21 protein-coding genes are annotated in these 21,135 nt (G+C 40.1%); 9 read left to right on the top strand and 12 right to left on the bottom strand.

Annotated features, from left to right (window positions below; all coding sequences use genetic code 11):
• Positions 1-70 precede the first annotated feature (70 nt).
• The 4 genes from JWQ54_RS21095 to JWQ54_RS21080 all read left to right on the top strand — a co-directional run bounded on the left by JWQ54_RS21095 (position 71) and on the right by JWQ54_RS21080 (position 5,021).
• Positions 71-1,168 (top strand): VWA domain-containing protein, encoded by a 1,098-nt coding sequence (locus tag JWQ54_RS21095; RefSeq protein ID WP_299588980.1) that lies wholly within the window; start codon positions 71-73, stop codon positions 1,166-1,168.
• Between the two features lie 94 nt (positions 1,169-1,262).
• Positions 1,263-2,765 (top strand): sigma 54-interacting transcriptional regulator, encoded by a 1,503-nt coding sequence (locus JWQ54_RS21090; protein WP_299588977.1) that lies wholly within the window; start codon positions 1,263-1,265, stop codon positions 2,763-2,765.
• A 24-nt stretch (positions 2,766-2,789) separates the two neighbouring features.
• Positions 2,790-4,112, top strand: coding sequence for a metallophosphoesterase (locus JWQ54_RS21085; protein ID WP_299588975.1), 1,323 nt, complete (start codon positions 2,790-2,792; stop codon positions 4,110-4,112).
• Between the two features lie 21 nt (positions 4,113-4,133).
• Positions 4,134-5,021: a UbiA family prenyltransferase gene (locus tag JWQ54_RS21080; RefSeq protein WP_299588973.1), complete on the top strand. Its 888-nt coding sequence runs from the start codon at positions 4,134-4,136 to the stop codon at positions 5,019-5,021.
• Positions 5,022-5,068: 47 nt separating this feature from the next.
• Here JWQ54_RS21080 and JWQ54_RS21075 read toward each other — a convergent pair whose 3' ends face one another.
• Positions 5,069-6,910 carry a CocE/NonD family hydrolase gene (locus JWQ54_RS21075; RefSeq protein WP_299588971.1) on the bottom strand — a complete coding sequence of 614 codons (1,842 nt, stop codon included), beginning with the start codon at positions 6,908-6,910 and terminating at the stop codon, positions 5,069-5,071.
• Positions 6,911-7,017: 107 nt separating this feature from the next.
• Between JWQ54_RS21075 and JWQ54_RS21070 the strand changes: the two genes are divergently transcribed.
• Positions 7,018-7,638 carry a class I SAM-dependent methyltransferase gene (locus JWQ54_RS21070; RefSeq protein WP_299588968.1) on the top strand — a complete coding sequence of 207 codons (621 nt, stop codon included), beginning with the start codon at positions 7,018-7,020 and terminating at the stop codon, positions 7,636-7,638.
• Positions 7,639-7,743: 105 nt separating this feature from the next.
• Here JWQ54_RS21070 and JWQ54_RS21065 read toward each other — a convergent pair whose 3' ends face one another.
• Both JWQ54_RS21065 and JWQ54_RS21060 read right to left on the bottom strand, forming a co-directional pair.
• Positions 7,744-8,178, bottom strand: coding sequence for an IS110 family transposase (locus JWQ54_RS21065; RefSeq protein ID WP_299588965.1), 435 nt, complete (start codon positions 8,176-8,178; stop codon positions 7,744-7,746).
• Positions 8,165-8,752: a transposase gene (locus JWQ54_RS21060; RefSeq protein ID WP_299588963.1), complete on the bottom strand. Its 588-nt coding sequence runs from the start codon at positions 8,750-8,752 to the stop codon at positions 8,165-8,167. Before JWQ54_RS21060 ends, JWQ54_RS21065 begins: the two co-directional genes overlap by 14 nt.
• 62 nt (positions 8,753-8,814) lie before the next feature.
• Between JWQ54_RS21060 and JWQ54_RS21055 the strand changes: the two genes are divergently transcribed.
• Entirely contained in the window at positions 8,815-9,000 is a 186-nt protein-coding gene (locus JWQ54_RS21055; RefSeq protein ID WP_299588961.1) for a hypothetical protein, read from the top strand.
• 67 nt (positions 9,001-9,067) lie between these two features.
• On the opposite strand, the gene JWQ54_RS21050 is transcribed toward JWQ54_RS21055, so the two are convergent.
• From JWQ54_RS21050 to JWQ54_RS21040, 3 genes are read right to left on the bottom strand one after another with little or no spacing between them, the layout of a single operon-like run.
• Positions 9,068-9,760 carry a response regulator transcription factor gene (locus tag JWQ54_RS21050; protein ID WP_299588958.1) on the bottom strand — a complete coding sequence of 231 codons (693 nt, stop codon included), beginning with the start codon at positions 9,758-9,760 and terminating at the stop codon, positions 9,068-9,070.
• A gap of 3 nt (positions 9,761-9,763) precedes the next feature.
• The gene (locus JWQ54_RS21045; RefSeq protein WP_299588956.1) at positions 9,764-11,410 is read right to left on the bottom strand and encodes a sensor histidine kinase KdpD; all 1,647 of its coding nucleotides are present in this window, start codon (positions 11,408-11,410) and stop codon (positions 9,764-9,766) included.
• A gap of 10 nt (positions 11,411-11,420) precedes the next feature.
• On the bottom strand, positions 11,421-13,316 hold the full coding sequence (locus JWQ54_RS21040; protein WP_299588954.1) for a prolyl oligopeptidase family serine peptidase: 1,896 nt from the start codon (positions 13,314-13,316) through the stop codon (positions 11,421-11,423).
• Between the two features lie 196 nt (positions 13,317-13,512).
• Here JWQ54_RS21040 and JWQ54_RS21035 point away from each other — a divergent pair, with 196 nt between their 5' ends.
• From JWQ54_RS21035 to rfbC, 3 genes are all read left to right on the top strand, one after another.
• Positions 13,513-15,324 carry a tetratricopeptide repeat protein gene (locus JWQ54_RS21035; protein WP_299588951.1) on the top strand — a complete coding sequence of 604 codons (1,812 nt, stop codon included), beginning with the start codon at positions 13,513-13,515 and terminating at the stop codon, positions 15,322-15,324.
• Between the two features lie 122 nt (positions 15,325-15,446).
• Entirely contained in the window at positions 15,447-15,749 is a 303-nt protein-coding gene (locus tag JWQ54_RS21030) for a DUF4286 family protein (protein ID WP_299588948.1), read from the top strand.
• 1 nt (position 15,750) lies between these two features.
• Entirely contained in the window at positions 15,751-16,299 is a 549-nt protein-coding gene (gene rfbC, locus JWQ54_RS21025) for a dTDP-4-dehydrorhamnose 3,5-epimerase (protein ID WP_299588945.1), read from the top strand.
• Between the two features lie 82 nt (positions 16,300-16,381).
• Here the strand turns inward: rfbC and JWQ54_RS21020 are convergent, their stop codons facing one another.
• The 6 genes from JWQ54_RS21020 to hemW all read right to left on the bottom strand — a co-directional run bounded on the left by JWQ54_RS21020 (position 16,382) and on the right by hemW (position 21,133).
• Positions 16,382-17,230, bottom strand: a complete 849-nt coding sequence (locus tag JWQ54_RS21020) for an OmpA family protein (protein ID WP_299588942.1) — start codon at positions 17,228-17,230, stop codon at positions 16,382-16,384.
• 18 nt (positions 17,231-17,248) lie between these two features.
• Entirely contained in the window at positions 17,249-17,911 is a 663-nt protein-coding gene (locus JWQ54_RS21015; protein ID WP_299588939.1) for a DUF2461 domain-containing protein, read from the bottom strand.
• On the bottom strand, positions 17,889-18,296 hold the full coding sequence (locus JWQ54_RS21010; protein ID WP_299588937.1) for a DUF983 domain-containing protein: 408 nt from the start codon (positions 18,294-18,296) through the stop codon (positions 17,889-17,891). Before JWQ54_RS21010 ends, JWQ54_RS21015 begins: the two co-directional genes overlap by 23 nt.
• A 121-nt stretch (positions 18,297-18,417) precedes the next feature.
• On the bottom strand, positions 18,418-18,696 hold the full coding sequence (locus JWQ54_RS21005; protein WP_299588935.1) for a hypothetical protein: 279 nt from the start codon (positions 18,694-18,696) through the stop codon (positions 18,418-18,420).
• Between the two features lie 117 nt (positions 18,697-18,813).
• Positions 18,814-19,695, bottom strand: coding sequence for a cupin-like domain-containing protein (locus tag JWQ54_RS21000; RefSeq protein WP_299588933.1), 882 nt, complete (start codon positions 19,693-19,695; stop codon positions 18,814-18,816).
• 316 nt (positions 19,696-20,011) lie between these two features.
• The gene (gene hemW, locus JWQ54_RS20995; protein ID WP_299588930.1) at positions 20,012-21,133 is read right to left on the bottom strand and encodes a radical SAM family heme chaperone HemW; all 1,122 of its coding nucleotides are present in this window, start codon (positions 21,131-21,133) and stop codon (positions 20,012-20,014) included.
• Positions 21,134-21,135: the final 2 nt, after the last annotated feature.

The raw sequence follows: 21,135 nt of genomic DNA, 5'->3' as shown, positions 1-21,135 counted from the left end.
CTATCTAAAACCACCTTTCTAAAACTTTTAAGAAAAATAATCCGTTATTTTATATCAGAAAGGGTATTGTATGCGCGGATTCGAATTTTCGAAGTTTAAACCCAATCAGATCCAAAAAGGCGGATTTGAGGAATTACTAAAGTTGTTTTTGGAATTGCTTAACTATACGGCAGGCGATGCAGGCGAAGCTTTGGCCTGGATGAATGAGCTTGATAAACAATATAACCTTACCAATGATGAATATGGTATGGGTAATTTCATTGATGACCTGAAACAAAGAGGCTACCTGACCGAGGAAGAGCAAAACGGCGAGTTTAGGATCACTGCAAAGACCGAGCAAAGCATTCGTGAATCAGCGCTGGAAGAGATCTTTGGTAAGCTCAAAAAATCAGGTAAGGGAAATCACCGTTCGCCGCAATCTGGCCAGGGCGATGAAAAGAATGCGGAACGCCGCGAGTTTGAATTTGGCGATAGTTTGGATCAGATCAACATGACCCAGTCCATCCACAACGCACAGGTAAACCACGGGATCGGCGATTTTATGATGACCGAGCGCGACCTGGAAGTAGAGGAAATGGACTATAAAACCCTTACTTCTACCGTGCTGATGATTGATATATCGCACTCCATGATCCTTTATGGGGAGGACAGGATCACCCCGGCAAAAAAGGTAGCTATGGCACTGGCAGAACTGATCCGCACCACATACCCTAAGGATACTTTGGATATTGTAGTGTTTGGTAATGATGCATGGCCTATCACTTTAAAAGATCTGCCTTATTTACAGGTAGGGCCTTATCATACCAATACTTATGCCGGGTTGGAACTGGCTACTGATTTGCTGCGCAGGCGTAAAACCCATAACAAGCAGATCTTTATGATTACCGATGGCAAGCCAACCTGCTTAAAAGAAGGCACAAAATATTATAAGAACAGCATTGGGCTCGATAGAAAAGTGGTAAATAAAACCCTTAATATGGCTGCCCAATGCAAACGGCTTAAGATCCCTATAACCACATTCATGATAGCTAAAGACCCCTACCTGCAGCAGTTTGTACGTAAGTTTACCGAAACAAATGGCGGTAAAGCGTTTTACAGCTCGTTAAACGGTTTGGGTGAATATATTTTTGAAGATTATATTAAAAATAGAAGAAAGACAGTTCGTTGATTTGAAGATGAGTTAATTTGAAAATTTGAAGATGTTAATGATCTTCATTTTCAAATCATCAAATCGCCAAATTTTCAAATTCAAATAATGACTAATGAACAAACAAGAAATAACAACCCTCGGCCAGTTAAAAAAGACAGATTACAAAAGCCGGTCGGTTAAAGATGAGTTACGTGAAAACCTGATAAAGCAACTGCAAAAAGGCGAAGGCGGTTTTGAAGGAATTGTTGGATTTGAGGACACGGTAATACCCGACCTGCAAACTGCGATACTTTCACGCCATAATATTTTGCTGCTGGGTTTGCGCGGACAGGCAAAAACCCGCATAGCCCGTTTGCTGGTTAACTTATTGGATGAATGGATGCCGTATATTGAAGGATCAGAATTATATGATGATCCTTTAGCGCCTATCTCATGGTTTGGACATCATGAAATATTGGACAAAGGCGATAATGCGCCGATTGCCTGGGTGCATCGCTCTGAACGATATACCGAAAAGCTGGCTACTCCTGATGTTACCGTTGCTGATTTAATTGGCGATGTTGACCCGATCAAGGCAGCCACCATGAAATTGACCTACTCGGATGAGCGGGTTATTCACTTTGGATTAATACCACGCGCACACAGGGGGATTTTTGTTATCAATGAGCTTCCGGATCTGCAGGCACGCATCCAGGTATCGTTGTTCAACATTCTGCAGGAAAGGGATATCCAGATCCGTGGCTTCAAATTGCGCTTACCGCTTGATATCCAGTTTGTATTTACTGCAAATCCAGAGGATTATACCAATCGTGGCGCTATTGTAACACCACTTAAAGATCGGATCGAGAGCCAAATCCTTACGCACTATCCGCGTTCGGTTGAGATCTCCCGCAAAATAACCCAGCAGGAAGCATCACTTACAGACGATCAACGCGTTGCGGTTGAGGCTGACGGCCTTGTTAAAGACCTGGTTGAGCAAATTGCATTCGAAGCCCGCAATTCGGAGTACATCGACAAAAAATCAGGCGTATCGGCACGTTTAACTATATCAGCTTTTGAAAACCTGGTTAGTAATGCCGAAAGAAGAATGCTCATCAATCACGAAAAAAACACTTTTGTACGTATTTCTGATTTTTTGGGCGTCATCCCTGCAATTACCGGTAAGATAGAGCTGGTTTATGAAGGCGAGTTGGAAGGCCCGGGTAAAGTAGCGAATATTCTTATCGGCAAAGCCATCAAAACCCTAATGCTGCAATTTTTCCCTGATCCTGAAAAATCAAAAAAAGCAAAGGCCCCAAATCCTTATGCCGAAATTATCAACTGGTTTGGTGATGGCAATAACTTATCATTAGTTGATGAATTGCCGCAGCAGGAATATAAAAAGAACTTAAACTCAGTTACCGGCTTAAAAGCGTTGGTTAAAAAGTTCCACCCGCGTTTAACCGAAAACCAGGACCTGTTACTAATGGAGTTTGTTTTGCATGGATTATCGGAATTCTCACAATTGAATAAGGGATTTTTAGATAATGGCTTTGCGTTTTCGGATATGTTTAATAGTTTGTTTAATTTGCAGCCCGATGAGGACGATCTGGACCTGGATGATGATCGTTATTAATCCTGTAAATTTTTATCCTGTATAATGAAGGGACAAGCCCTGCACATAATTTTCCTGGTAGCTGCACTTTTATTAATTGATCTGTATGTTTTAAGCGGATTAAGAGGCGTTTCTAAAAAATGGCTGTTCCTGAAAAAAAGACCTTTCCATATTTGGTACTGGATCGCATCAGTTTTACTGATAACAGGTTTAATATTTGTTGTTTTTGTGAAGATGGGCCTGGTGATAAGGCTGGCATTTGTTATGCTCTTTTTCGTGGTGTTTTTATTTAAGATCTCCTATATTCCTTTTTTATTGATTGATGATGTTCGCAGGTTGATCCTGGCTATAAAAAATCGTATATTCCGTAGGGGCGTATCGCATACGCCCTTATCACATACGCCCCAATCAGATATATCCATATCGCATACACCTTTGCCAGCTATTCCCCGTTCAGAGTTTTTGATGAAAGCAGGCTTACTGGCAGGGGCTATTCCGCTGGCCGCTCTAAAGCTTAACATGAAAAGCGGGCTGTATGATTATCATGTAATACGCCGTAAGCTATATCTCCCAAATTTGCCAAAAGCATTTGACGGTATTAAACTGGGGCAGATCTCGGATATCCATTCAGGTAGTTTTTTCAATAAAAAAGCAGTGCGTGGCGGAGTTGAAATGTTAATGAGGGAAAAAGCTGATTTTATATTTTTTACCGGCGACCTGGTAAACTCCATTAGTGATGAGGTAAAGGATTACCAGGATATTTTTAGCAAAGTAAAGGCGCCGCTTGGAGTTTACTCATGCTTGGGCAACCATGATTATGGCGATTATGCCTGGTGGCCAAATGCCGAAGCCAGGCGTAAAAATCTGGATGAATTAATAGGAATTCACAAAACAATGGGCTGGGATTTGTTGATGAACGAAAACCGCCGCTTAAAAGTTGATGGCGAGGAAATTGGCATTCTCGGTATTGAAAACTGGGGTGAGCTGAGCCGTTTTCCAAAGTATGGCCGAATGGACCTTGCCGTAAAAAACACAGACGACCTGCCTGTAAAACTACTGCTCTCGCACGATCCGTCGCACTGGCGGGCACAGGTATTGCCGCAATATCCGCAAATTGACGCCATGTTTTCGGGGCATACCCATGGCATGCAAATGGGCGTTAGAACTGAGCATTTTCAATGGAGCCCTATCCAGTATATTTATAACGAATGGGCAGGGCATTATCACCAGGGGCCGCAGCAATTGTACGTAAATGTAGGTTATGGCTTTTTAGGTTTTCGGGGACGTGTTGGAATATTGCCGGAGATTACGATATTTGAATTAAAAACCGGAACAGACCCTGCTTTAAAAAAGCATAACACTACCTAGTTCTGCTACTAACCATTGAAAATGAAGAAAACATTATATTCTGTTTTTGATTTTCTGCTCTTCAGTAATATTTTCATGTCGCTATGTGCAGTTGCGCAAGGCCTGCTAACTTTTTATTTAATTGGCGCAAAACCAGTGTTCCCGGTACTTGGCTTGCTTTTTACCTCAACATTGGGCATTTACAATTTTAGCATATTAGCCACAAAGACCGGCGACCCGCTTAAATCGCCGTATTTACGTGTACGCTGGTTCTTTTCGCACTACAGGTTGATGGTTACTTTTACCATTGTATCGCTCCTCTCATTGGTTCCGCTGTTTGTATTACTGTCGATGGAGTCAAGGATCCTGCTCATCTTTTTGGGGATCATCTCTTTTTTTTACAGCATCCCGTTATTTACCATCGGCGACCACAAGTTTGGGCTAAGGCACATCCCCTGGTTAAAACAATTTATGATAGCCCTGGTATGGACTATGAGCATTGTTTTGCTGCCGGTTTTGGAGGCGCAGCATTTTCATTTAACCACCATATCACTAAGGGATACTACTATACTTATTGCCAAGCGCTTTTTGTTTATTGCCGCGCTTACCATTCCTTTTGATATCCGCGATCTGTTTGATGACCGCAAATCAGGACTAAAAACAGTACCAACAGTTTTGGGCGAGAAAAACGCCTATCTTTTTTGCCAGGTTTTATTGGCCGGCTATGTTGTTCTGTTGCTTCTTTTCAAAAACAGAGGTATTACTCATGATTTTTTGGCGTTAACCCTTACTGTGGTGTTAACCGGATGGCTCATATTTAAATCCAAATGGGAAAAGAATGAGTATTACTACTTTTTTTATATGGATGGCGTGCTGATACTGCAATATGTATTTGTGCTGTTGTTTAGCTGGGGTTGGAGTTTCTTATAGAAAAGCTTTGACAACTTTTTAAAAGTTGTCAAAACTGAAACTTCAAATTACTCCACAACAGGCAATTCAATACTGCTGGCAAACTGCAAAGAGTGAAACACTTTTTGCGTTGCTGTTTGATAATCGCTTTCTTTCGCCTCAAAAATATTGGGTACATACTTTTGTGGGTTCCGGTCAATTATCGGGAACCATGTGCTTTGTACCTGTACCATTATTTTATGCCCCTTCTTAAACACGTGGTCAGCTCCGTGCAAATCAATTGTGTACATTTCTACTTTATTAGGTGTAATGGCTTCCGGCTTTGAAAAACTGTTCCTGAACCTGCCGCGAAATACATCATCAGCTATCATTAGTTGATACCCCGACATTTTGGGTTCCTTTTTATAATTTTCAGGGTAAACATCTATCAATTTTACTATCCAGTCGGCATCGCTGCCTGATGTAGCTGCATAAAGTTTTGCAATTACGTTGCCGGTTATGGTAACATCCTGCGTAAGGGTATCGGTTTGCCAGCTTAAAACATCAGGACGACCATCAACAAAGCGCTGATCATCAGTAAGCCAGGTATACCAACGTGAGCCGGGGCCATAGGTTTCTTCAATCGGCCGGGCGCGGTAAGGAACTGGTTTTGAAGGATCGGATACATAACTGTCAAATGGTTTTGTTTCTGCAGCCGATGGCTTATTGAAAGAGAGCTTACCATTACTGTGAAAATAAATATTTTTTGTCGCCGCTTCCTTTGGCGGCCATGATGAATAATTTTTCCATTTATTTGAGCCGGTTTGGAAGGAGATAGCCTCGGCAAATTTGCCGTCGCCTTTATCTTTTAAATACCAGGCAAACCATTTAGCCTGGATCTCTTTTCTGAAATAGGTAGCAGTTGGTTCATCAAACTTAATATTTCCAAGGCTCTTGCCCTCGCCTCCGGCCCAGCCGCCATGCCGCCACGGGCCAAGTACAATAAAATTCTTATTGTTGGTATCCCTTTTCTCTAAAGCCTTATAGGCGTCCTGCGGCCCCACCATATCTTCCTGGTCCCACCAGCCACTTACATGCTGTATAGCCAGGCGCGGATAATCAAGCCTTGAAGTAAGTGCCTGCTTTTTCCAGTAAGCATCATAATTAGGGTGAGTCGTAAAGTCGTTCCAACTGGGCAGTTTGCCATGGATATATTTTTTGTTCATGTTTGATAGAGGCCCCAGTTTTAAATACCAGTCGTATGTATCATAATTGCCAAACTGGTAAAGCGAGTCTGTTTTCGAGATCTCTTCCATAAAGGCATATTCAAAAGCGTAGCTTAAACGGAATGCACCGTTATGATGCAGGTCGTCATTCATAAACATATCCGACGGTGTGGCCTGTTCTGAAACTGCCTTTAAAGCAGGGTGGGGGTCGCTTGCTGCTATAATGGTTGTCCATCCATCGTATGAGATCCCGTACATACCGGCCTTGCCATTGTTATCAGGTACATTTTTCAAAAGCCAGTCGATGGTATCATAAGTATCACTGCTTTCATCTATTGCTTTAGGATCGGTTTTATCACGACTAAAACGCATCATCGCATATTTCCCTTCCGAAAGGTATCTCCCCCTTATATCCTGGAAAACAAAGAGGTAACCGTCATCAGCCATATCTTTAGTGTAACTACTTTTTTCAGGACTTTGATAATTGTTGACACCATAGGGTGTGCGCAAAATTAAAAACGGCAACTTCTCCGTTTGTCCCTTTGGCGAAAAAATAACAGTATGCAGTTTAACACCATCGCGCATGGTTATCATTACTTCTTGCCGGTTGTATTTATCATCAGGCTTTGTTTGCTGAGCCGATAAATTAAAAACGCTTAATAGTAAAATGCTATAAAAGCTGATCCTTATAAATATTACTTTCATATTTGCTGAGTAAAGGTTGTTTAAAGATAAGAATTGGTTGATTAAGTTGATTAGTTGAGTGGTTGATTAAGTTAGATAATTACCTGATTAGCTCATAAATAAGACAGATGTCCGCTAACTATAATAATTCAGCATGGTTTTATGACAGGCTTTCGCACATGGTTTATGGGCGCGCTTTGATCAATGCCCAGGTATACCTGTTGCAATATGTTCCGGCCGGTGCTGATGTTTTGATAGCAGGAGGGGGAACGGGCTGGATTCTGGAGGAGTTAACAAAGATCCATCTATCCGGCTTGCAAATAACTTATGTTGAGATTGCTGCTGATATGATGGCTTTATCGAAAAAAAGAAACATTGGCAGCAATAAGGTAATCTTTATTAACGATGCTGTGGAAAATGTAAACCCGGATATAAAATTTGATTTAGTAATAACCCCATTCCTGTTTGATAATTTTACTGAACAAACAACACAAAAGGTGTTCAATCATCTTCACAATTTACTCAAGCCTGTTGGGTTATGGCTCAATGCAGATTTTCAGCTAACCGGTAAATGGTGGCAGAATATTTTGTTGAGATCGATGTTTTTATTTTTTAGGATGCTTTGTAATATCGAAGCATCAAAACTGCCTGATATAGATAAGCAGTTTGAGCTGAATGGTTATAAAGTTATTATAGAGAAGGCTTTTTTTAGTGATTTTATAATATCCAGAGTGTACCAAAAATTATAAAATATGTTATTGCGAGGAACGAAGCAATCGCGAACTGTGCAGTTCTGCAACTTTTCTGATCGCTCTGTATAGCATGCGATTGCTTTGTACCTCGATTTCTATGATTTACGCAACTAAAATAAGATAATTTTTTTCATACATTCTATTTTGGTTCACGCAGGAGAAAATGCGCTGTACAAGTTTATTCCTGACCGCGTTAATTACGCTCATTTTGTTTTTCTTTTCGACGTTGACCTTTCGTTCGTAGTAAAGCCTTAGCTCATCATTATATTGAATGGCTACCAATGCTGCCATATGCAAAAGTGTCTTTACTTTTTTATTGGCCATGTGGGAGATCCTGCCTTTTCCTTTGAATATCCCGGACTCTTCAAGGTAAGGTACCAGGCCAGCATAGCAGGCATATGACTTGGCATTATTGATATCTTTAAACTCGTTGGTGGTCACTATTAGCTGTATGGCTGTAACTTTACCAATCCCAACTACAGAAGTAACTAAAGTAAACAAACGTTTCAGTTCCGGGTCTGTATTAATGATAATCATTATCGCTTTTTTCCACATTTTCCAGGCTGGCCTCGATGCCATTCAATGCTTTGTTACATACATCTGTATTTTGCCTGGCTGCTTTCTTTTTAACAAAAGAGCCATATTCTTTAAGTGGGGTCTTGAGCATCTTCTTTGCTTTTATAAGCCTGGAACGGGTGGATGATAAATGGGCCAGTCGCTGGATTTCTTCCCGCCTGGGTGCCCATAAACGAAGTTCATCGCGGTTTTTATAAGCATAGGCTGCGATCCGCATGGAATCAACCTTGTCATTCTTTCCCCGGAGATTGCCAAGCGATTTTTTGATCTGGGTAGCAGATTCCAAACAACTGTTTGCCTTCTTCTGATACAAACAAGATAACAGGTGATTACTGTAAATACCGGTATGCTCCATACAGAAGACAGCATTGTTTAAAGAAAAGCCCTCTACCTTACCGATCTCTTTTAAAAGCGCCTTGATGGCTTCCGGTTCATTGATTATTTCCTTGTGGAAAAGGAAACACTTGCCTTGCTGAACTGAGAAATCCAGTTCATTCTTTGATACATCGATCCCGATGAAAAATTCAAATTCCATATCTTTGTCCTGTTTATGTAAGTAAACAGTTAACGGTTTTAAACCACATCAATACCTTACTAATGAGCCTTCCAAACTCTAATTTCTATTTGATGTCACAGTTTAAAACAAACGGTAAGGGATTCAATCGAGCTATAGGCCTTAAGCCTGGCAATGACAATGATGCACCCTTACCGTTGTTAACTTTATCAACAAAAATCAAGGTTATTAACACAGAAAAAGAAGCAAAAAGAAAGCTTCAACAATAATAATAACCTATTCTATTTTGTTGAAGCCAATCTAAAGGCAATGACAAGGAAGATGAATTCTATTTACCTACCCGTTATACACAAACTTATACCCAATACCCCTAACCGTTTGCAAATATTGCGGTGAATCCGGGTTTGATTCTATCTTTTTACGGAGCCTGACAATATGCATATCAAGGGTGCGTGTGTTTACATCAGCATTATATCCCCAAACTTCCATCATCAGCTCTTCGCGGTTAATTACCTTGTTCTTGTTTTTCAGGAAATACAGCAGGATGCGGTTTTCTAAAATGGTAAGCTCTATTTTGCGGCCATCCCTTATCAGCAAATGCGTGTTTGGTAAATGCTCCATATTGGCAAACTTGTACGATTCTGATTTCTCGCTGTTTAGCGAAAACTTGATCTTATTATCAATCATGGCCACCAATACATCCATATTAAATGGTTTGATGATATAATCAGATACCCCAAAATTATAAGCCTGGATTTTGTCGACATCCTGCCCTTTGGCGGTCATCATAATTACCAGGTTATCAAAGCCTCTTTCCCTGATGTTTGTACAAACATCCGATCCCTGCTTGCCGGGCAGCATCCAGTCGAGTAAAACAATATCAGGCAGTTCCTGCAAAATTACCTTTTCGGCATCGTCGCCGTTAGCGGCTTCCAACACTTTATACCCTTCACTCTGTAAGCGTTCAGCCACCAGGAAACGCAGGTTTTCATCATCTTCAACCAGCGCAATTTTTATTTCTTTATTCATATTTTAATTTTCATAGGGTAAGGTAACTATAAACTCCGAACCTTCGTTTACCTTGCTGTTAACAATTATTTCTCCATCCATAAAATTAACCAGTTCTTTACAAAAAGCCAAACCCAGGCCCACACTTCCATTTTGATTATACTGGTTCTCTATTCTGTAAAATTTCTTAAATACATTGTTCAACTCATCCTTCCTGATCCCTATCCCCCGGTCTCTGAAAGAAAATACAATATTGCGCTTCGTATGGCTCACATTTATATAAAGTTCCTTTTTTTGAGGGTGCGAATATTTGTAAGCGTTTTCTATCAGGTTCTGAAAAATACTCCCCAACAGTACCGGATCTGTGTATAAAGGATCGACATCATGCACCTTATAGCTGATTTTAAAATCAGGATATTTTATCCTGAACGTTTCAATGTAACTTTTAACAAAATGCTCAACATCAATTTCCTCTTTTTTTATATTGAAGGATTTATTTTCAAGCTGTGTAAATGATAAAAGTTTGTTCATCAGTTCGTTAAGCTTATCAGCTTCTTCATTTAAAATACGGCCATATTGCTTGCGCTGCCGTTCGCTTAACTCGCTATCGCCGCTTAAGTTTGACCCTGCAATTTTAATAACGCTTACCGGTGTTTTAAACTCGTGGGTAAAGTTATTTATAAAATCATATTGCAGTTTAAACAGCTTTATATTAATACTTAAGTTACGATAAATGAGCCATCCTATGAGTACCAAAAAACAATAAATTAACAGCACTAAAGCACCTATTGGCATAAACCTGCGATTAATTTCAGCAGTAAGATAATCTGGTGCCGATTTGAAATATAATTTATAATCAGAAAAGGCGCCGGGTAAAGGTGCTTCAGTTATAAGGTTGCCTGCCTGGTTATCAGGCGGGTCATATACAACCGGTTGTATGGTTACCTCCTGGTATAGCTCCTTATGTGTGTTTTTAACTTTTAGTAAGTTGGGGTCAAGAAAAAACGTCATCATGTTCTGTTTAGAGAAAGACGATGAGTTTGGATGTTTCTTCAATTCGCGCAAGATCTTCACATCCTCGCGGCGCAAAATATTTGAATAGCTTATTTTACCGGGCTTAACGTCATAAAATGAATGGAATATTTCATCCTGCGTTGATCCGTGCGAGGTATCTGATAATGCTATATAATTACTCAATTTTGAAGCCATCTGGTCAAAATCAGGTTCATCATTAGTGTTCCAGATCCTTATTCCCGTTACCTTGCCTTTTCGAGGCAGGTACTGGTACATGGTTTTTATTGAAATGCCCAATTTATTTTTAGTAATAGCATTATTGTTTTTTTGATTGCCTATCTGTACATCATAAAAAACTATACGCCTTACAAAATTATAGTTGTGAAATACTGAATCGGCATACCTGGCAGCAGAAGCTGAATCAAGAAATCCCTGGTATGAAGTTATCTCGGGTATTTTGTTTTGAAAAAGATTGTAATAAGGCTTCATAGTTTGCTCCTGAACATCAATTTTTTTTGATGCAAACTCATTTTCAACGTATTTAACATTCAGGTCATAGGATACAAAAAGAGCAATTATAAAGGTTACTGATATAAGGACCAGGAAAACGATGATCAGTGAAAAATTTTTCCGGTAAGTTGTGTCCTGCTTTTTCATAAAAACCAGGTTAAGGTTTCATCCGCATATTTTCGTCCAGGAATTTTTCAATTTCGGCATACATCTCCATTCTGTTTGCCTGGCTCCTGAAAAAAGTACGTTCTCTGGCCTTTAAAAAATATTTAACCTTATCATTCCCATTTTGTTTTTGCAACTCACGCACAAACTGGTTTAGCTCGCTTATGTTTGCACGGTCGTCCCTGGCTCCCTGGAAGATGAGTAAAGGAGCCCTGATCTTACGTATATTGAATACCGGTGATATGGCCCTAAGCTGACTGGCATCGGTTTCGGGGTTACCCACTCTTTCGTATGTCATTTGTACCAGGGGCTTCATAAAAGGCGGGGCATCTTTAATGTAAGTAAAAAAATTAATAAGGCCATGCTGTACTATTGCACAATTATATAGGCCGGGGTGAAATGATACGCCATATAAAGCCGAAAAACCGCCAAATCCACCCCCAAAAATGGCTATCTTTTTAGGGTTTGCAATTTTATTTTGAATAAGCCAGTTAACCCCATCGGTAATGTCCTGCTGTATTTTACCCCCAACTTCTTTAAAGCCTGCGCTATAAAAAGCTTTTCCAAAACCTGTTGATCCCCGGTAATTAACCTGGAAAACAGCATAGCCCCGGTTAGCTAAAAACTGTACTTCGGGGTTATAGCCCCAGCCGGTATGGCTAAAAGGCCCATCGTGCGGCATTACAACTAACGGCAGGTTAGTTGTTTTTGAGCCAAGTGGCAAGGTAAGATAACCATTAATGGTCATTCCGTCGCCGGCTTTGAATGATATGGGTTGCATAACGCATAATTCAGCCGGCTTAAGGTCTGGGTTTATATCACCTAATTTAGTGAGCTTTTCTGTGTTTTTTTCATACAGATAATATGAGCCGGGATTGCGGTCGGTATAAGTGGTAATAATAAACTTATTTTCAGCACTATCCCTGTCTGCAATGTTAATCTCATTCCCTTTAAGTTCTGTTGATAATTTATCGTAGATGTGTTTTATTTCCGGGTCTAAAAAGTGCTTTTGAGGTTTTGCCGCATCCCACGTTACAAGCTCAATTTTATGTTTGCTTTTTGAATATTGATAATCCTGGATATCAGCATTGTTTGAGGCAAATATAACTTTTCGCTCTTTACCATCCTTGGCATTAATTTCAACCAGGGCCGATTTATCCCGATTGACATTTGACAGGGCCAAAAAACAATTCCCGTCGCCTGTAAATGCTATTGGTTTAACTGATGTTTTAAAGTTATTAGCTATAATGCTTTTGAACGGCGCGTTATCATTTGGCCGGTAAAGTATGGTTTCATCAACGCCGTCTGATGCTCTTACCAGGCGGATCTTGCCATCAGCATCAGGGAACCATTGCGTTATATTACCAGGATTTACCAGGTATGGGTTTAGCTGTTTGGTTTTGATATTTAACTTGTAGATATCAAAGTTTGCAGAATCCCTCTTATTCATCCTAATGGTTACAACATCCGGCTCATGCTTGTCACGGCCAATAACGGAAATCCGTACTTTTTTTGGTGAAATAATAATTTGCGCCTTTAAAGTGGAAACATCCAGGGCGAACATCCTTATTTCATCAACAGTGATAATATCCTGGAAAAAAACAATCTCGTTGTTGTAGGTCCAAAAATAATCGCCCCTTATTGAATAATCGGTGAATGCTGTGGCCATTTGTTCTTTTCCGCCAGCAAGTGATTGAATAAAGAGGTTTTGCTTATCCTTATACGGTTTTAAATAGGAAATATATTTACCATCGGGCGAGATCCTGTACGAAACTTTTTCAGGGGTTTTAAAAAAATCAATCACAGGGATAGACACCGCCTTTTGTTTACAGGCGCTTAAAGCAGTTATTACATAAATAAACAGTAATGTTCTGAAAAGCTTTAACATTAGTTTATACTTCGTTGTTATTAATCAGGTTAAATTATACAATAAACTTTATCAATTCAAACTGTCACTACAATTTTACCGCGACTTAATTTGAAAATGTGTTGATTTGATAATTTGAAGATGCTCATTTTCAAATTAACTAATTACCAAATCTTCAAATTAAAAAACTTCAAATTAAAAAACTATTTTTGGATTAATGAAGCAATTACGCCTGTGTTTTTTATTTGTATTAATAGCTTGCTCAACGCTTTTTGCACAAGATAATGATTTGCTATTGGCCAAACAGTATGCAGCCAATGGCGATCAGCAAAAGGCGCTTGACATTTATCAAAAGTTATATAAACAAAATAACGAAGCTTATTTTACTGTTTATGTAAATAGCCTGCTTGGGGCAAAAAAGTTTGATGATGCTATAAGTATCACTAAAAAAATGATGCGTAAGCATCCCGAAGATCATCAATATAATATAATGCTGGGAGCGACTTACACACAGCAGGGCTCTGTCGATAAGGCAAGTGCCATTTACGATGACCTGATTAAAGACCTGCCGGCCGACCAGGGCCAGATAGCAATGCTGGCCTCACTGTTTTACCAAAATGCCAATGTTGATTATGCCATAAAGATCTTTTTGCAAGGCCGCAAGCTGCTGCAGAGTGATCAGTTATTTTCTTACGAGCTGATAAACCTTTATCGTTATAAAAGAGATAAGGCGGCATTGGTTGAGGAATACCTAAGCTTTTTGCCATCAAACCCACCTTTTATAACCCAGGCTGAGAATACATTGTCGGCTTTGTTTGAGGGGCCGGCGGATTATGACCTGCTTAAAGCGGCCTTGCTGAAACGGATCCAGAAAGATCCGCAGCAAACTTTATATCCTGAGCTGCTTACCTGGCAATTCCTCCAGCAAAAGCAATTTGACCAGGCATTGAATCAGGCTCTTGCCCTGAGCAGGCGTCAAAATGATGATGGCAGCAATATTTTTGAACTGTGCCGCACACTTACCGCTAATGAGGCATATGATGCAGCGATCCGCGGGTACGAATATTTGGTTAGCAAGGGGAAAGACCAGCAATTATATATTCCCTCAAAAATTGAGCTGATAAACACTAAAAATTCAAGGGTAACATCTGGCAAATATACTAACGAGGACCTTTTGAGTCTTGAAAAGGATTATAACAACCTGTTAATCGAGTTTGGCAAAAATGCAAACACTGCCTTCGCTATGCAAAAGCTGGCTAACCTGCAGGCGTTTAAACTGCACAAGCTGACAGACGCGCAAAAGCTATTGGAAGAAACCATTAAAATTCCCGGCATTAAGCCTGCTTTGCTGGCTGGCTGTAAGCTTGACCTTGGCGATGTTACACTTTTAAATAATCAACCCTGGGATGCAACATTGCTGTATAGCCAGGTTGAGAAGGATTTTCCGAATTCAACTATAGGCCAGGATGCCAAATATCGAAATGCTAAACTGGCCTGGTATACCGGCGATTTTACCTGGGCAAAGGGGCAGCTTGATGTACTAAAAGCGGCAACAACGCAACTGATAGCTAATGATGCACTGAACCTTTCGTTGCTGATATCTGATAATATAACGGCTGATTCTACCGGGGCAGCATTGAAAATTTATGCGCGGGCTGATCTGTTGATATTTGCCGAACAGCCCGACAAAGCTTTAATTACACTTGACAGCATAGATATAAAATACCCGGGTAATTCACTTTCCGATGATATTTTAATGGCTAAAGCCCGCTTATTCATCCAGAAAAAAAATTACGCGGATGCCGTACCGCTATTGAAAAAAATTGCTGAAGAGCATAGTTTTGACCTTTGGGCCGATGATGCTGTTTTTATGCTGGGCGATATTTACGAAAATCAGCTTCAGGATAAAGAAAAAGCCAAGATATACTACCAAAAAATAATTACAGATTATGCCGGCAGCCTTTACATAAATGAAGCCCGCAGGCGTTTCAGATTGCTAAGGGGAGATAAGAATGAAGCTGCAAGTTGATTGAGTTGATTAAGTGAGAGGTTGACTAAGTTTTGTAATATTTAACCAAATTAAACCAATCAACTTAATCTAACCTAATCAACTCAATCAACAATTCAACCCAAAACCTTACCTTTGCGCCAATGATTATATTTAACGATACCGTAATTGTGGATGAAGCTATCCACGAGAAATGGCTTAAATGGGTAAAGGAAGTCCATATTCCCGCAGTAATGGCAACCGGCTACTTTAAATCGTACCAGGTGCTGAATGTTATTGATTCGCCAAACGAGGGCATAACCTATTGTGTTCAATATTATGCAGAAAATATTGAAAACTTTAACCGGTTCTATAATATGCACCTGCATCAGCTACAGGCAATCCACAACCAGGAATTTGAGAATCAGTTTGTGATCTTCAATACCCTTATGAAAACTGTAGACTAAAATGAAAGTAACAAAAACTAACATTGAGGGCTTGCTAATAATTGAACCACGCATTTTTAAGGATGACAGGGGATACTTTTACGAAAGCTATAGTAAAGCAAAGTTAACTGAAGCGGGTATAGCGGTTGATTTTGTGCAGGATAATCAATCCTTTTCACACAAAGGTGCGGTTAGGGGCCTTCATGGCCAAGCTGACCCGTTTGCACAGGGCAAACTGGTACGGGTTATAACCGGCCGGGTTTTGGATATTGCTGTTGATATCCGTAAGAACTCACCAACCTATGGAAAGCATTTTTCGATTGAGCTAAGCGGCGACAATAATTTGCAATTTTGGGTGCCTGCCGGCTTTTTACATGGCTTTGCCGTTTTAGAAAACAATACCATTTTTACCTACAAGGTAAATAACTATTATGATAAAGCCTCAGAGATCGGCGTGCTCTGGAATGATCCAGCTTTAGGCATTGACTGGGGCCTGCCATCCAGCGAAATTTTATTATCGCCCAAAGATGAGGTACTTCCAACCTTCGACTCTTTTATTAGCCCTTTCTAATTTATTTTTTTTATGATTTTGGGATTTAGGGGATGACCATGATTACTTCAATCATGGTCATCCTTTAAATCCTTCAATCGTATTACTGTTTTATCAAATTATACAACTCATCCAGCTTAGGGCTAAGGATGATCTCGATCCTGCGGTTTTTGGAAAGCGCATCTGCTGTAATACCAGCGTCAATAGGCTGATATTGGCTTTTGCCGGTTGCAGTAAGTCTTTTCGGATCTATTTTTTCAACTTCAGTAAGGTAACGGCATACGGAGGTCGACCGCAATACGCTCAAGTCCCAGTTATCTTTTATCTGGCCCAGGTTAATTACCTTTTTATCATCCGTATGCCCTTCAACTGCAATGTTAATATCCATTTCTTTATTAAGCACCGTGGCTAATTGTCCCAGGGCTTGTTTACCACGGGCATCAATAATAATACTGCCTGACGGGAACAGCAATTTATCAGTTAATGAAACATAAACTTTTCCGTTCCTGATATCAACAGATAAACCGTTTTGCTGAAAACCAAGCAGGGCTTTTTGTAATTTATCTTTTAAGGCGTTTGTGGCTTCATCGCGTTTACGCAGTGCATCCTCTACTTCTTTTAAGCGGGCCTCCCTCTTTTTCAGATCAGATGATAGCTCGTTTACTTTTGATGAGCTTGCATTAAAGTTATTGTTGAGTGCGCCGTATTTATCATTCAGGCTATTATAGTTGCCCTTAAGTGCATCATAAGTGCCGTGGGCTTCCCTTATTTCACGGTGCAGGCGCATGGTATCGGCACGAAGCATGGCTACCGTATCAAACAGCGAATTTGTGCGCATTGAAAGTGAATCGCGTTCGGCTACCAATGCCTTATACTTTTTAGGCGACATAACCACACAGGAATGTAATACAAAACAAAATAGGGCTGCAAATAAAATGTATCTGGTCTTCATTATAGTATATAAAATAAGTTAAGCAATGGCACTGTTTAAAAAAGCATTTAACGGATAGATCCTGCTGCATATTGCGGCCACGGTTTCGGCGGCGTTTTCTTTTAGCAGTTCCTCGTTTTTAAGGGAGCGTTGTGCTATAAAGCTTTTAAGTTTTAATAACTCAATATTTTCATTATCAGCGCCATAATCTCTCGGAACGCTTTTTAACTGATCCTGCTTCCTGAAGTCGCCAAATAACTCAATAAATCCTGTATCATCAATTATTTTTTTAAGGTCGTGCCCGTTATAGTCAATCTCCTGCCTTATTGATTTTAAATGACCCGCCTCGGGCATCCAATAGCCGCCGGCAATAAATGATTTATCGGGCGTAATATGAAGGTAGTATTCGGCGCCGCCAAGCTTAAGGCCCCTGGTAGGTATGCTAACGCCAAAGTTATTTTTATAAGGTGTTTTGTTTTTGCTGAAGCGGATGTCGCGGTAAATGCGCATCACGCATTTTTTACTGTCGAGCCCTGCATCAATTCCGGGATCAATTTTATGCATCAGCTTTATAAGGCCGGTAGTAAAGTCAATTACGTTTTCCCGGGCAGCCTCGTAGCGATCCTTGTTAGCATTGAACCATTCGCGGTTATTATTTTCAACCAGATCTTTTAAAAAATCAAAGGTATGGCGTTGTATCATCGGTATCTAAATGTGGCTGATAATTTATTTTAGGGGATAGCCAATATAAAAGTAAAACGCGGGAATATCTGAAATTTATTGGCGAAAGCAGCAAACATCCCAACAATATTACGCCCGTATAAAGCCAGGGCGAATCAGCATTTTGAGTAACGGCCCAGGTAATTGCCACTATGCCAAAAGCTTCCATTACATTTAAAGCATAGCTTACATACATAGCTGCGTAAAAATATCCCGGTTCTATTTCAAAATGCAAATTGCAGTGCGGACAATGGTCGTAAATTTTATTTGAGCCAAAATTATACAGGCCACCGCTAAACATATCACCACGCCTGCAACGCGGGCATTTGGTATGCAGCATTGCCCATGATTTTGGTGTTTGCGTCATAGCAGTTGTTCATAGTTCATAGTTGATGGTTCATGGTAGGAAAAGGCCATGGTTGATAGTTGTAACAGAAAGGATTAATAAACTCCTGCTATGAACTATGAACCATTAACTGTAAGCTTTCTTAATTTAGATGCAGCTTTTCATCGCGCATGTTCATATCAACGTTTTTACGGCGATATTTTTTATACCAGATCAATCCTACAGCAGCAACAGCCAGGTAAGGAGCGCCTAATAAAAATATAATACCTTTATTTAAACCTCTTGCAGCGTTACCACCATTTTTGGTATTGGTTTCAACAGTAGCGGCGCACTGGGCACATTGTGCTTTAACAGGTATGGTGCTTACAACCATCAACCCAAATACGATAAGGAATAATGCAGTTTTTAAGCTTGTTTTCATAAGGCAAATTTAACTAATAATTTTTAGCAACCAATTGAATATACACATCGACGCGGAATTTTAAAGGGTTGAGAAGATCAAAAACAGTTGAACCGCAGAGAGGCGATAATCTCTCTCCTAATACGGTTTTCCCGCAGCCAGTTCCCGCTCAGCCCATTTTACTGCCAGTTTTTCGCGGTATTGCGCATAATTGGCTTTAAAGGCCATCTTTAAAACACTGTCTAAACCACCCTTTATGGCCAGGTTATATATGCTTGCTGCTTTACGGCTTATGGATGCATCCCAGGCGCGCAGACTTAAAGAATAGCCACCTTCAAGGTACTTCATCCAGTGCCAGTAGCCGGTAGGCATAAACAGAGTGTCGCCATGTTCTAAAAACACTTCAATGCCTTCCACACCGTCAAGAGCAGGGAATCTTTTAATGTCAGGATTTAATACATCATAATCCTCCAGTGCGTAGGTTGCATTAGGGATACAGTATAAGCGGCGCTTCCATTTATTCTCGAACAATATCACATGTTTTTTACCGCCAAAATGGGTATGAAATATGTGGGGCAAATCAATATCGTAATGCAAAAACGTAACCGAGTTTGATCCTCCAAAAAACATAGAAGGCATGCTTTCTAAAAAGCCGCCCATCAGTTCTTTCGGAAAGACAATATCATCCAGTAATTGCGGCGCCTGCTTAAAAATGTTAAAGAAAAAGATCCTAAGCTCAGTAGGTTCTGACATTATAAGGTCGATATATTTATCAAACGGCATTTCTGCTGCTGATGAATTGATCGGTTTTGAAGGATCGGCTTTAGAATTATCATAAAGCGGAACTATTTTGCTGCCAACAACACTTTTTAAATATTCGGGCGTCCACTTTTCACGTGCGGACCAGTTGTTGGTTAATCCCTTGATAACCAACGGGCGGCGCGGCTTTAAGTAGTTGGCTGTAAAATCTGCGGGACTAATAGTTTCTACAGTATCTATCGGGCGAAGAATAAAGCTCATATTTTGTTTTGATTCCCTATTAATATAAGCTAAAACAAAAACTTATTTATCGGAAAGTTAACAAAATAACGAAATAATATGACGATCTGTATTAACAAATTGTTAAAATTACAAAACTACGAAGGTGACTGGGCAGCAGCGGTCTTTTTATCCCTTACGGCCAGCTTCTCTTTTCACCCTATATACTGCATTGATCGTTTTTGCTATCTTTTGTTCCTGCCTGGTGATTTGGGCAGTTGATTTTACTGCAAGGTTCAAAAAGTAAAACAGCGTTTATTGATGTTTAAGTTGCAGACTGGATAAATTTATTAAGCCACTAAAAAAACAGCCCCGAAGCTATATTATCCGCATATAGCTTCCCTATTGAGGTAAGATAAATTACATTATCTTTCTGTTCTATCCAACGATTTTCAAAGTAACGTTGCGCTGCCTTTTTTAACTGTCCTTCGGCCCCTTTTACAATACTGTTTAGCTTGTTGAGATCGAGGCCCCACATAGTGCGCAGTGAGGTCATAATATATTCGTTTAAACGGTCAGTTTCTGTAAGTAATTCCATTTCGGCAGGTATTTCTGCTTTTTCCAAAGCTTGTATGTATTTAGCATTGTTAGCTATGTTCCACTGCCGGGCCTCGCCATTGTAAGAATGGGCAGAGGGCCCAATTCCCAAGTATTTTACGCCTTTCCAGTAATTGGAGTTATGCCTGGAATAATGCCCCGGCTTGCAAAAATTGGAGATCTCATAATGTTCAAAACCATGGTTCTGCATGGCGTCCATTAACAATATAAACTGCTCGGCGCTTTGCTGTTCATCCATTGCACCCTGTTTTTTCTTTTTGATGAATGATGCCAGCGCGGTTTGGGGCTCAACTGTCATAGAATAGGACGATACATGAGGAATATTCAGTTCAAATATCTTATTGAGATTGTGCTTCCACTTTACATAAGTTAATAATGGATAACCATAAATAAGGTCGACGGTTATGTTTTCAAACCCAAGGTCCTGCGCCCTTTTTACAGATGCTTCAGCTTCGGCGGCACGGTGTACCCGGTTCATCCACTCCAAATCATCATCAAAAAACGACTGGATCCCTATGCTGAACCTGTTTATATCTGTTTGGCGAAGCGCCTGCAGTTTGGCTTTATCCAGGTCATCCGGGTTGGCCTCAATAGTAATTTCAGCATCTGCAGCTACAGTATGTAAACCGGTAATTGTACCAATAAGCAGGTTTAATTCATCAGCACTTAATATTGATGGGGTGCCACCGCCAAAGTAAATGGTTTCAATGGTATCGTTGCCCAAATAAGCTTTTTGCAGGTTAATTTCTTTAATCAATGCCTGCAAAAGCTCGTTCTTATATTTTAAAGAGGTGCTGAAATGAAAATCGCAGTAATGACACGCCTGTTTACAAAATGGAATATGGATATATATGCCAGCCATTG

The sequence above is a fragment of the Mucilaginibacter sp. genome, assembly GCF_028288225.1.
In the GTDB taxonomy this organism is placed as follows: Bacteria; Bacteroidota; Bacteroidia; order Sphingobacteriales; family Sphingobacteriaceae; genus Mucilaginibacter.
Note: the sequence above shows the minus strand (reverse complement) of the source record. Positions and strands in the feature narration are given on the sequence as shown.